Here is a 12117-nt window from a genome sequence, read left to right as displayed (position 1 = left end):
GGTCCTAGAGCAAGGCTTATTTACACAAAGTGTAAAAAATCATATAACCGATGATATATCGTACAAAAAACAACCCCAGTCATACATCTTGTACGCTATCCATTCGCTGTTACCGCTCTATTCGTTGTTACCGCTCTATTCGCTATTACCGCTCTATTCGCTGTTATCGCTCTATTCGTTGTTATCCCTTTATTATTTTTAAAAGCCGCACAAACAAAAACCCGCCTTTCGGCGGGTTGTTGTGCGAACACTGCATCTTTATTCTGTATCGGTAACTATTACTTAGTTGCCAATTTTTCACGGATACGTGCAGACTTACCTGAACGCTCACGTAAATAGTACAGTTTAGCACGACGTACACGACCGCGACGCTTAACTTCGATGCTAGCAATTAGCGGGCTGTGCGTCTGGAAAGCACGCTCAACACCTTCGCCATTAGAGATTTTACGTACTGTGAATGCTGAATGCAGACCACGGTTACGCTTAGCAATTACCAAACCTTCAAAAGCCTGAAGACGTTCTTTTTCGCCTTCTTTAACACGTACTTGAACTACTACTGTATCACCAGCACCAAAATCAGGCACATCTGTTTTCATTTGCTCATCGTTGAGCATTTTAATGATGTTGTTCATAATTACTCCATCCTAGTAATAACTGAGCGTTGACTATGCGGACTTGTCCGTTTCATTCACGAACTGCGCTAATAAAGTCGTTTGTTCGTCAGTCAGAGCTAGATTTTCAAATAATTCTGGTCGTCTCAAAAAAGTTCTTCCGATACTTTGTTGTAAACGCCAGAGTCTAATTTTTTCGTGGTCACCGCTTAGCAGCACTGCGGGTACGTCAAGACCATCCAATTGTTCAGGGCGTGTATAATGAGGACAATCCAGTAAACCATCAGAGAAAGAATCTTGCTCTGCTGACGCTTGCTTGCCTAGTACACCAGGTACTAAACGAGCCACTGAATCGATTAAAGTCATTGCCGGTAACTCACCACCCGAAAGTACGTAATCACCGATAGACCATTCTTCATCAACTTCTGTTTGAATTATGCGCTCATCAACACCTTCGTATCGACCACACACTAAAATCAAACACTCTGATTTAGCTAACTCAGTAACGCCATGCTGATCCAGCTTGCGTCCCTGAGGAGATAGATAAATCACTTTTGCCCTATCACCTGCAGCTGCTTTAGCTGCATGGATAGCATCACGCAGAGGTTGCACCATCATTAACATACCGGGCCCACCACCATAAGGTCGGTCGTCCACAGTATTATGTCTATCATGGGTGAAATCTCGAGGATTCCACGTTTGCACCTCTAGCAGGCCGTTTTTCACGGCTCGACCCGTAACCCCAAAGTCTGTAACAGCACGAAACATCTCTGGAAACAGGGTGATTACCCCTAACCACATATGCTGTACCTCGACTTAGAAGTCAGGATCCCAATCCACTAAAATCTGTTTCCCTTGCAAGTCCACCTGTTTGATGAACTGCTCAGGGACAAAGGGGATCATACGTTCCGCTTTGCCGAAGGCATCTTTGGCATTAGCTTTAATCAGCAGCACGTCGTTTGATCCTGTTTCCACGATCTGATCAACAATACCCATGTTATAGCCGTTTATATTGGTCACTTCGCAGCCGATAAGATCACGATGATAGAATTCACTATCATCCAAATCTTTCATTTGCTCAGGCATGATCGCAATTTCACAATTTGTGAGCATTTGCGCATGTTCTCTGGTAGCGACACCTTCTAGTTCAGCCACTACAGCTTTACCTTGAAAACGCCACTGAGCGACCTTAACTTCACGCCAAACGCCTTGTTCTTTTATAAGCCAAGGCGAATAATCGAAAATACCTTCAACAGAATCGGTATAGGAAGTGATTTTTAGCCAACCTTTAATACCATGACTGGAACCTAACTTACCCAGTACAACTAGCTCTTGGTTACTACTCATCTATCTATACCTTATACGCAATTAAGCAACAGCTTTACGCGCGTCTTTAATCAGTTTTGCAACACGCTCAGATGTTGCAGCGCCAGTAGCAACCCAGTGCTCAACACGATCAAGATCTAAACGTAAAGTTTCTTCTTGGCCACGAGCCAATGGATTGAAAAAACCTACACGTTCGATGAAACGACCGTCACGAGCATTGCGGCTATCAGCAACAACGATATTGTAAAATGGACGCTTTTTTGCGCCGCCACGAGCTAAACGAATGGTAACCATGCGTTTTATTCCTCTAATGATTTGCTAGAAGCAAAAATAAAAACTGGAACTCCGTGTTCGCGAAGAGTCCCAGAAAGAAAGCCGGAAGATTTTACCTGACTTTTGAACTATTGCAACCAAATCTGATGATTTTTAGCTCACCCATTTTGTTGCAATAAAGTCAAAAATATAACCTAACCAACTGATTGAATTTAAAAATTACTAGTTTTGCTCTTGAAAGATGCTGTTATTATCTACCAGGAAACTTCATTCCTGGTGGTAACATTCCGCCCATTCCGCGCATCATCTTCTTCATTCCACCCTTGCCAGACATCTTTTTCATCATTTTCTGCATTTGGGTAAATTGCTTCAATAAGCGGTTTACATCTTGAATTTGGGTACCAGAACCGCCAGCGATTCTACGTTTACGAGATCCTTTAATCAAATCTGGATTCTTACGTTCTTTAGACGTCATTGAATTAATAATGGCTTCCATTTGTCCGGTCATTTTACCGTCTTGAACCTGAGCCAATGCTTCTGGTGGTAATTGTCCCACACCAGGAAGCTTCTCAAGCATGTTCATCATTCCGCCCATGTTTTTCATTTGCTGTAATTGCTCACGAAAATCTTCTAGGTCGAAACTGCCGCCAGATTTAACTTTTGAAGCCAGCTTCATCGCTTTGTCTTTATCGACGCCACGTTCAACTTCTTCAATTAAAGACAACACATCACCCATTCCGAGAATGCGCGAAGCAATACGGTCTGGATGGAAAGGTTCTAGAGCATCGGTTTTCTCACCAACACCTAAAAATTTAATCGGTTTACCTGTGATACTGCGAATCGATAACGCAGCACCACCGCGAGCATCACCATCAACTTTGGTTAAGATAACACCCGTCAAAGGTAAAGCTTCATTGAATGCTTTAGCCGTATTGGCGGCGTCTTGCCCCGTCATCGCATCAACAACGAATAACGTTTCTACCGGATTGACAGTTGCATGCAGCTGTTTGATTTCATCCATCATGGCTTCATCAACGTGCAGGCGACCTGCTGTATCGACAATCACCACATCAATGAATTTTAATTTTGCATAGCTTATTGCTGCTTTAGCAATATCAACAGGCTTTTGGCTCACGTCAGACGGAAAGAATTCAACCTCGACTTCTGTTGCCAATGTCTCAAGTTGCTTAATCGCTGCTGGACGGTATACGTCAGCACTAACAACAAGGACTGATTTTTTATGACGAGTGCGTAAAAACTTACCTAATTTGGCTACCGAGGTTGTTTTACCCGCGCCTTGAAGACCCGCCATCATGATCACGGCTGGAGGTATTGCCGCTAGGTCGAGGGCTTCATTCGCCTCACCCATGGCTTTTTCAAGCTCATTTTGGACAATTTTAATAAACGCTTGCCCTGGGCTTAAGCTTTTTGACACCTCTTGACCCACAGCGCGTTCTTTTACGCTGTTAACAAAGTCTCTAACAACAGGTAAAGCTACATCCGCCTCAAGCAGCGCCATACGCACTTCACGCAGGGTTTCTTTAATGTTGTCTTCTGTTAAGCGACCACGGCCACTAATGTTTTTTAGTGTGCGTGAAAGTCTGTCAGATAAATTTTCAAACATTGAGCGGCTCTTTTAAGCATATCGATAATTGTGCCCATTATACCCAAGCCACTCTAAATTACGATACTTGCAACACGAAGAACTTAAACACTGGCTCATTTTGAGTAAATAAACTGTAGCTAAAGGCAGGAAACTGTTAAATTTTGGGTCTTAGGTCACTGCCATATTAGGCCCTGATCATGTTAATCTAATAAAATAATGAAAATGTGATGCTTTGATAGTATTGTTCAACACTCACAGCGCAGTTTTTCAGCATTAATTACTATGATAGGTTGAGTCTCAATGGTTATTTTTTCAGCGGCAGCCATGCTGTTTTATTGTTTAGCTTTGGTTTTAGTAACAAGCCGACTTTTTCATGTTGAAGGGCCTAACCGTAAGGCCGTTATGGTGGCTTCTGGTATTGCCGTCATCATGCACGGTTTTGCGCTTTCGAATGCAGTGTTTACCGTAGATGGACAAAACTTTAGTTTAACCAACGTGATTTCATTGGTTAACTGGATTATTGCATTAACGTTCACTATCACAATGCCTCGACTTAAAGTCATCATTGTTGTTCCCGTTGTGTATGCCTGCTCAATTTTATCAGTAGCACTTCTATGGTTAGTGCCACCGCAGTTTATTACTCACTTTGAAATACACCCTGAGCTCCTAGCGCATGTAGTATTATCACTTATGGCGTATAGCGCCTTGATGATAGCGGCTATGTATGCCATTCAGCTGTTGTTTATCCAGAATAAACTGAAGAAAAAACAGATGATGATGAGCCCTGCTATGCCACCATTAATGACGGTTGAAAAGCAACTTTATCACCTCATCATAATTGGTTTTATCTTACTTAGTTTATCGCTGGTAACAGGATTTGTATTTTTAGATGATATGTTTGGCGACGGTAAAGGCCATAAAGCAATATTGTCCATAATCGCTTGGGTGGTTTACGCCGTGATGTTGTGGCAGCAATATACAGTTGGCTGTAGAATCCGTACCGCAGTGATTTATAGCTTATCGGGTGCAGGCTTACTATCGCTAGCTTATTTTGGCGCTAGAGTTGTTAAAGAATTGATATTAAACTGATTTTAATATTTTTACACTGAATAAACTTTTCTATTCTGTTGAAAAATAACCAAGATTACTTGACACTAACGGCCAATAATAAATAATGGCCGTTAAATTTATGACAATTTGGCCAATAGGCCAATTTCACACCACTTCATGGGGCCCCTTTTTTGGACGCTATATCTACCAGCGCACTCCTTATTTTCCTTTTGGTTTTAATCGTGATTTCTGCTTATTTTTCTGGTTCAGAAACCGCAATGATGAGCCTCAACCGATACCGCTTACGACATCTTGCGTCCAATGACCACAAAGGTGCCCAGCGTGCCTTAAAGTTATTAGATCGCCCAGATCGACTCATTGGTTTGATTCTCATCGGCAATAACCTGGTTAACATTCTTGCCTCAGCAATTGCGACTATTATCGGTATGCGCTTATTTGGTGATATGGGTGTTGCTATTGCTACCGGTGTTCTGACTATTGTGGTGTTAGTGTTTGCAGAAGTCACACCAAAAACGTTTGCGGCTTTGCACCCTGAACGTATTGCATTCCCGTCGAGTATTTTATTAGGTTGGTTATTAATCTTGCTGTCGCCATTAGTGAAAGTAATCAACTTAATTACCTCCATGTTTTTACGTTTGATGGGTATTAAAACAGTTAAAACAAGTGATGCGTTAAGCCAAGAAGAACTGCGTACCGTTGTGCATGAAGCTGGAGCACTGATCCCACAGCGTCACCAAGAAATGTTATTGTCGATTTTAGATTTAGAAAAAGTCACCGTCGAAGACATTATGATTTCGCGTTCAGATATTTATGCGATCAACGTCAATGACGACTTTAAATTGATAAATAAGCAAGTAATTCAAAGTCCGCATACTCGAGTATTAGTCTATCGCGATAACATCGATGATGCAGTCGGGTTTATTCACTTGCGCGATGCATTACGCTTACAATCTAAAGAGCAATTCAGCAAGTCGTCATTATTACGGGCTGTGAAGGAGTTATACTTTATTCCTGAAGGCACACCACTAAACGTTCAATTGACTAATTTCCAGCAAAATAAAGAACGTATAGGCTTGGTTGTTGATGAGTATGGTGATATTCAGGGGTTAGTCACACTCGAAGATATTCTAGAAGAGATTGTCGGTGACTTCACTACCTCGATGCTGACCACAGCAAGTGAAGACATTAATATCCAACAAGATGGTAGTTTCTTAATTGATGCCACGATTAACATTCGTGACCTTAATAAAGAAATGAAATGGAATCTTCCGATTGATGGCCCTAAAACCTTAAATGGCCTTATCATTGAATTTCTGGAAGATATTCCTGCAGCAAACACCAGCTTACGCATTGTTGATTATCAAATAGAAGTTATCGATGTTGCGGATAATATGATTAAAACAGTCAGAGTTTTACCCAGTAATTTAACGTTAATTGATGATAACGAATAGATTTTTACACTTAAAAAAGGCGCTGCAAGCGCCTTTTTTATTGCCATGAATTCGTCATTCATTACAACGCACGACGTTTAGCCTCTAAAGCACGGCGTTTATCACGTGCGATTGGGGTAATTTCAGCGGCTAAGTCTTTCTCCAAACCCAATATAAAATACAACTCTGCCATCAAAAAGAATGGCCCAATCAGAAGCTGATTGAGATCATCCATAAAAGCAGGTTTAGCCTTTTCATATTTATGGCCAATAAACTGAATAACCCAGCCAATAACAAAAATACTAATGGCAATGATAAAGGGATGTGAAGTATGAACTACAAGCTCAGTGGTATATAACACCGGCAGAATGAACAATACTAATCCAAGTGCCAGGCGCATATGAAGTGCCATATAGTAGCCCAATACCACAACAGCTAATATCATCGCAGCACTCACTTGATAATCCTGCCATGCAAAGCGAAGTGTCCCCAGCATCAAAAAAGCCGACCAGATAATCATTGGAACACCGACAAAATGCGTCTTTATGTTTTGTGGGTTTAAATGCACACTTTTATAAGTTGAAAGTTGTTCTACTGCCGATTTCATTTTTGATTCTCTCTAGTTAACCTCAGATCAAAGGAAGGAATGAGGTAGCTAAACTGGCATCATGACATTCGATCTAATTTATATTTAACGGATCATTTTTGCTTACTATCCGTATTGATTTACCAATAATAATCTAGTGTGATGTCATCGTATTAGTGTAGAAAAAGACTGTTTGATGTCAGTTATCATCTCGTTCTGAGATGAGTTGTTGTTATCTTGTTAATCTACCCCACTTGCGGCAACTTTAAAAGCTCACAAAAAAAGGCGCTAATGCGCCTTTAGTACATAGCTTAATATGATTCACATTAACTTTCTAACACCACAGTGGCTACAGCATAATGTTTTTCATCTGCAATACTGATAAAACCTTGCTTGCCCGCTAATTGTTCCAGCCGTGCTAGCGCGCCATCGGTAAAACGTACCTGGGGTGCGCCATTATCATCATTGTCGATATGGATATGTTGAAACGACACACCTCGGCCAATTCCTGTGCCTAAGGCTTTTGCTGCTGCTTCTTTGGCGGCAAAACGTTTAGCTAAAAATCGCTCAGGCTGTTTTGATTGAAAGTAAGTAGCAAGCTCAGGTTCAGTCAGCACTCGCCTAGCTAATCTGTCTCCTAGGCGCTCTCGCTGCTCACTGATGCGGGCAATCTCAACAATGTCTGTTCCAATCCCTACAATCGCCATTATTCGCCTCTGCGGCCTTCAAGCATCAACTTCTTCATGTCTCGTACTGCAGTGTCTAAACCATCAATAGCGGCTCGAGCAATTACAGCATGACCAATATTAAGCTCATAAAGCTCAGGAATAGCCGCGATAGCCTTAACATTGTGATAATGCAATCCGTGGCCAGCATTAACCACTAAACCTTTACTGTGTGCATATTGTGCCATTTCAGTAATACGAGCTAATTCATCTGCCTGTTCAGCATCGGTGATGGCATCAGCATAACAACCCGTGTGGATCTCAATATATGGTGCGCCAGATAACACTGCGGCATCAATTTGAGTTTTATCAGCATCAATAAACAATGACACTTTAATACCTTCTGCAACCAAACGAGTGACGGCTGAGCGGATTTTTTCTAACTGACCTGCGACATCAAGACCGCCTTCCGTAGTTAGCTCTTCACGCTTCTCTGGGACTAGACACGCATACGCTGGTTTTATATCACAGGCGATAGCGATCATTTCTTCTGTTACAGCAAACTCGAAGTTCATTCTGGTCTTCAATGTTTTTGCCAATAAATACACATCACGATCTTGAATATGGCGACGGTCTTCCCGTAAATGTATCGTGATACCATCGGCACCAGCATGCTCTGCTACAGCGGCGGCGTGCACGGGATCAGGATAATGAGTACCGCGAGCCTGACGCAATGTCGCGATATGATCGATGTTAATGCCTAATAGTATTCCGCTCACATCGAGCTCCTTAAAATAATAAATAACACAATGAGGCACACGATAACCAAAGTTATGCACTAATTTACAAGTGTTTGGCCCATGTGTTGGGTTTAAAAAATATTATATGCTAATCCGCTTTGTTACTGAATAACTGCCTACTTAATAACGGCTTATTACCTAACAATGGTGTGAGTAAATAACGCATTAACCCTTTGGCTTGATTAAACTGTTCAGGTTGCAGGTTTTGTGATGCCAATGCTAGCAACATTGCTCCAGATAAGCAGCCTTTGCCATGAGAAAAAGGGCTTTCTTGAGTTGTTGCTACAGGGATAAAACCACTCTCGGCAATAAACCGATAGTGGCAACGGTTATCTAACGAGTCACCTTGGGTGTCATAAGCAAGAGACGGCAATGCACCTAACTCGAGTAACAATGCCATTTCAAAATAACGCAGGTGGCTTGAACAAAACTGTTTCGCTAACGCCAGTAGCGCACGATGATAATCGAGAAAGAGACCTTCAGCTTGGTGATCGACTGATAATAGGCGAACCAATATTTCGTTTAAGTAAAAACCAGAATAAAGACTATTACCGCTCAACGGCATAGCAGGTGCAGCGGATTCTATTTGGGTAATATTTTTTAACCCTAAATTTCTGGCTTCGGACTTGGCACTAAATTGGATAATTAGCGGTTGAAAAGGTTGTAAGATACTTTTAATTGACCGCTTACCAGAACCGACTCGAGTAATGGCATCAACACGTCCAACACCCTCTACCAGCAAATTAACGATCACGCTCGATTCACGAAATTGTCGATGATGAAGCACATAGCCACGTTTCATAGTGGCCATGCCTATAAATACATAATCAGTAACGCTAAAGTCAATTTAGCTTTCGCCATAGCCTAAACTTCTCAATGCACGTTCATCATCAGCCCAACCGGATTTCACTTTCACCCACACTTCAAGAAATACTTTATTCTCAAATAAGGTTTCCATGTCTAGACGAGATTGCGTTGCAATAGTTCGAATTCGCTCACCTTTATTGCCAATTACCATACGTTTTTGGCCTTCACGTTCAACCAGAATTAACGCATTAATTTGATAAACGCCATTTTCCATCATTTTAAACTGTTCAATCTCAACCGTTGCGTCGTAAGGAAGTTCATCCCCAAGGAAGCGCATCAGTTTTTCACGGACAATTTCAGATGCCATAAAGCGTTGTGAGCGATCGGTCACGTAATCTTCAGGGAAATAAAATGAGGCTTCAGGTAATGATTCACGTGCCATATCCAAAATGCGCTGCACATTGGTGCCTTTACTGGCTGATATTGGCAAAATCTCATCAAAATCAAACTTTTTAGCCAATTCAGTTAAATAAGGGAACAATGATTCCTTATCTTTAATGTTATCAACTTTGTTAATGGCTAAAATGATTTTTCGATCATCATTACGATGTTGAATTTTTTGGAGCACCATCTCATCATCGGCAGTCCACGTCATACCATCAACAACAAAAATAACCATAGCAACATCAGCTAATGAACTGGCAGCTGCACGGTTCATCAAACGGTTTATCGCACGCTTTTCTTCAATGTGCAGACCTGGGGTATCAATAAATATAATCTGACTTGGGCCATCTGTATGAATACCCATGATACGGTGACGAGTTGTTTGCGGTTTTTTTGAGGTAATACTCACCTTTTGACCAAGTAACTTGTTCAAAAGTGTTGATTTACCCACGTTGGGACGACCGACAATAGCCACCATGCCACAATAAGTTACATCGTATTTGGCTGTGGCGGTTGGTGCTGCTTGGTTCATCCTTGCCAGCAGTTCATCTAAGCTAGGCTCTTGGTTATCACCTGCTGGCAAGTCTGTTTTTTTGGTCATTTATTCAGTAGCTCCAATACCTGAGCAGCGGCAAGCTGTTCAGCTTTTCTTCTTGAACTTGCCACACCGGTGACAACTTTATCTAATTCACTAATTTTACATTCTACGGTGAAGGTTTGATCATGGGCTTCACCTTCTACCGCAACAACTTGGTAATCAGGCAATGGCTTTTTAAAACCTTGCAGGTATTCTTGCAAAATTGTCTTCGGATCTTTTTGATTAATACCCGGTTTAATCTCAGCTAAACGCTCTTGATACCATGATAATAATAGCTTGCGGCACACTTCAATATCAGCATCAAGATAGACAGCACCAATAATAGCCTCTACAGCATCAGCTAAAATAGATTCGCGTCTAAAGCCACCACTTTTGAGTTCACCAGGGCCTAAATACAAATAATCACCTAGCTTGAACTCTTTAGCGATGATTGTCAGCGTGTCACCTTTGACTAAAGTGGCGCGCATACGGCTTAAATCACCTTCAGTCGCCTTTGGGAACTGATGATATAAGGCATCTGAAATGGCTATCGATAAAATCGAATCACCTAAAAACTCTAAACGCTCATTATGTTTATTTGCTGCGCTACGATGTGTTAAGGCCTGAATAAGTAATTCAATATTATTGAACTCATAACCTAAAGTACGGCACAAACGCGGCAAATTTTTAATGGGTTCCATCAATGTATTCCACCTACTCTATCAAAACGTACACCGGTCGGTATCCATGTTGGTAACATATCACTCGGCTTACGATCAAATTCAAAACTAATCCAAATTGCAACGGCTTTACCGACAAGATTCTCTTCCGGTACAAAACCCCAAAAACGACTGTCGGTACTGTTATCGCGATTATCACCCATGGCAAAGTACATACCTTTTGGCACGACAAACTCACCAGCAGGAAGACCTGCTTGAGGATAAAAATGCTGTCTAAAATCAGGGCGCGTTGGATTAATTAAAATATCGTGCTCAACATCGCCTAATTGCTCACTCAAACGAATTAATGGCACGTCATTTTGGCTAAACTCACCGCGATTAATCTCTACATGTTCAATAGTATGAGCAGCAGGACAGTCAGTTTCATTAGTACACGCTTCTTGGATCATCAGTTGTTTATTACGATAAAATATCTTGTCACCTGGTAAACCAACTACTCGCTTTATGTAGTCAATTTTTGGATTTTCAGGATATTTAAATACAAATACATCTCCGCGCTCAGGTTCACCGGTTTCAACCAGCTTGCTGCGCCATACAGGATCGCGTAATCCGTAACTGAATTTTTCAACTAATATGAAATCACCAACCAAGAGTGTCGGCATCATCGAACCTGATGGGATTTGAAATGGTTCGTAAATAAACGAGCGTAAAATCATCACAAAGGCGATAACCGGAAAAATTGAATGTGCAGTTTCAACTAACACAGGCTCACGGATGATTTTATCTATCGCATCTGCACTTAACTTGGCTGAGTTAGCTTGTGCTGCTAATAAGCTTTCGCGGCGTTTAGGCGCAAAAAATACCACATCAATTAACCAAATAAGCCCACTGACTAAGGTTACGAGCACTAAAATGAGCGAAAAATAGGCTGCCATTACTGATTTATCTCCTGCTGGGTGTGTTGGATCCATATAGCTTGAGCAAAAGCTCAGAATAACTCAATCCAGTATGGTGATTAACGAATAAACATTCACCCAGTTGAGTGTTACAAAATATATAGTAAAAGTAACGATAACGCCGCAATACGCGGCGTTTAGTGTCTGTTGATCTTTCAAGGTTGTTTTTGCTGCGAATTGTTGGTCATTTATACAAGGCAGAGGCTTTGTAGTGTAGTTATTCTACATAAAAAGCCGATAACGCAGTAAAAATGGCCAACAAACGCTGCCCGAAGGGTTCGGCTA

The 12117-nt window shown here is 41.5% G+C and carries 14 protein-coding genes; 2 read left to right on the top strand and 12 right to left on the bottom strand.

Going from position 1 to position 12117, the window contains the following annotated elements; genetic code table 11:
* Nucleotides 1–278: 278 nt before the first annotated feature.
* The 5 genes from rplS to ffh all read right to left on the bottom strand — a co-directional run bounded on the left by rplS (nt 279) and on the right by ffh (nt 3834).
* Nucleotides 279–632 carry a 50S ribosomal protein L19 gene (rplS, locus tag H5181_RS10170; protein WP_011638365.1) on the bottom strand — a complete coding sequence of 118 codons (354 nt, stop codon included), beginning with the start codon at nt 630–632 and terminating at the stop codon, nt 279–281.
* A gap of 33 nt (nt 633–665) precedes the next feature.
* Nucleotides 666–1412, bottom strand: coding sequence for a tRNA (guanosine(37)-N1)-methyltransferase TrmD (gene trmD / locus H5181_RS10165; protein ID WP_011638366.1), 747 nt, complete (start codon nt 1410–1412; stop codon nt 666–668).
* 15 nt (nt 1413–1427) lie between these two features.
* A complete protein-coding gene (rimM, locus tag H5181_RS10160) occupies nt 1428–1958 on the bottom strand; it encodes a ribosome maturation factor RimM (RefSeq protein WP_011638367.1) in 531 nt (176 codons plus the stop codon).
* Nucleotides 1959–1979: 21 nt separating this feature from the next.
* The gene (gene rpsP, locus H5181_RS10155) at nt 1980–2231 is read right to left on the bottom strand and encodes a 30S ribosomal protein S16 (RefSeq protein ID WP_011638368.1); all 252 of its coding nucleotides are present in this window, start codon (nt 2229–2231) and stop codon (nt 1980–1982) included.
* 229 nt (nt 2232–2460) lie between these two features.
* Nucleotides 2461–3834, bottom strand: a complete 1374-nt coding sequence (gene ffh / locus H5181_RS10150; protein WP_123776381.1) for a signal recognition particle protein — start codon at nt 3832–3834, stop codon at nt 2461–2463.
* Nucleotides 3835–4116: 282 nt separating this feature from the next.
* Here ffh and H5181_RS10145 point away from each other — a divergent pair, with 282 nt between their 5' ends.
* Entirely contained in the window at nt 4117–4905 is a 789-nt protein-coding gene (locus H5181_RS10145) for an inner membrane protein YpjD (RefSeq protein ID WP_011638370.1), read from the top strand.
* Between the two features lie 152 nt (nt 4906–5057).
* On the top strand, nt 5058–6338 hold the full coding sequence (locus H5181_RS10140) for an HlyC/CorC family transporter (RefSeq protein ID WP_182750945.1): 1281 nt from the start codon (nt 5058–5060) through the stop codon (nt 6336–6338).
* A gap of 61 nt (nt 6339–6399) precedes the next feature.
* Here the strand turns inward: H5181_RS10140 and H5181_RS10135 are convergent, their stop codons facing one another.
* The 7 genes from H5181_RS10135 to lepB form a co-directional block, all read right to left on the bottom strand.
* Nucleotides 6400–6924 (bottom strand): DUF962 domain-containing protein, encoded by a 525-nt coding sequence (locus H5181_RS10135; RefSeq protein WP_011638372.1) that lies wholly within the window; start codon nt 6922–6924, stop codon nt 6400–6402.
* Nucleotides 6925–7229: 305 nt separating this feature from the next.
* Entirely contained in the window at nt 7230–7610 is a 381-nt protein-coding gene (acpS, locus tag H5181_RS10130; RefSeq protein ID WP_182750944.1) for a holo-ACP synthase, read from the bottom strand.
* Nucleotides 7610–8347 carry a pyridoxine 5'-phosphate synthase gene (gene pdxJ, locus H5181_RS10125; RefSeq protein WP_182750943.1) on the bottom strand — a complete coding sequence of 246 codons (738 nt, stop codon included), beginning with the start codon at nt 8345–8347 and terminating at the stop codon, nt 7610–7612. The genes acpS and pdxJ overlap by 1 nt, the downstream gene beginning before the upstream one ends.
* Nucleotides 8348–8456: 109 nt before the next feature.
* On the bottom strand, nt 8457–9170 hold the full coding sequence (gene recO, locus H5181_RS10120) for a DNA repair protein RecO (protein WP_041413156.1): 714 nt from the start codon (nt 9168–9170) through the stop codon (nt 8457–8459).
* A gap of 45 nt (nt 9171–9215) precedes the next feature.
* Nucleotides 9216–10220, bottom strand: a complete 1005-nt coding sequence (gene era / locus H5181_RS10115; RefSeq protein ID WP_182750942.1) for a GTPase Era — start codon at nt 10218–10220, stop codon at nt 9216–9218.
* On the bottom strand, nt 10217–10897 hold the full coding sequence (gene rnc, locus H5181_RS10110; protein WP_011638377.1) for a ribonuclease III: 681 nt from the start codon (nt 10895–10897) through the stop codon (nt 10217–10219). Before rnc ends, era begins: the two co-directional genes overlap by 4 nt.
* Nucleotides 10897–11811, bottom strand: coding sequence for a signal peptidase I (gene lepB / locus H5181_RS10105; protein ID WP_182750941.1), 915 nt, complete (start codon nt 11809–11811; stop codon nt 10897–10899). Before lepB ends, rnc begins: the two co-directional genes overlap by 1 nt.
* Between the last annotated feature and the right edge of the window lie 306 nt (nt 11812–12117).

This window comes from Shewanella sp. SG44-2, assembly GCF_014164215.1.
Classification (GTDB): domain Bacteria; phylum Pseudomonadota; class Gammaproteobacteria; order Enterobacterales; family Shewanellaceae; genus Shewanella; species Shewanella frigidimarina.
Note: the sequence above shows the minus strand (reverse complement) of the source record. Positions and strands in the feature narration are given on the sequence as shown.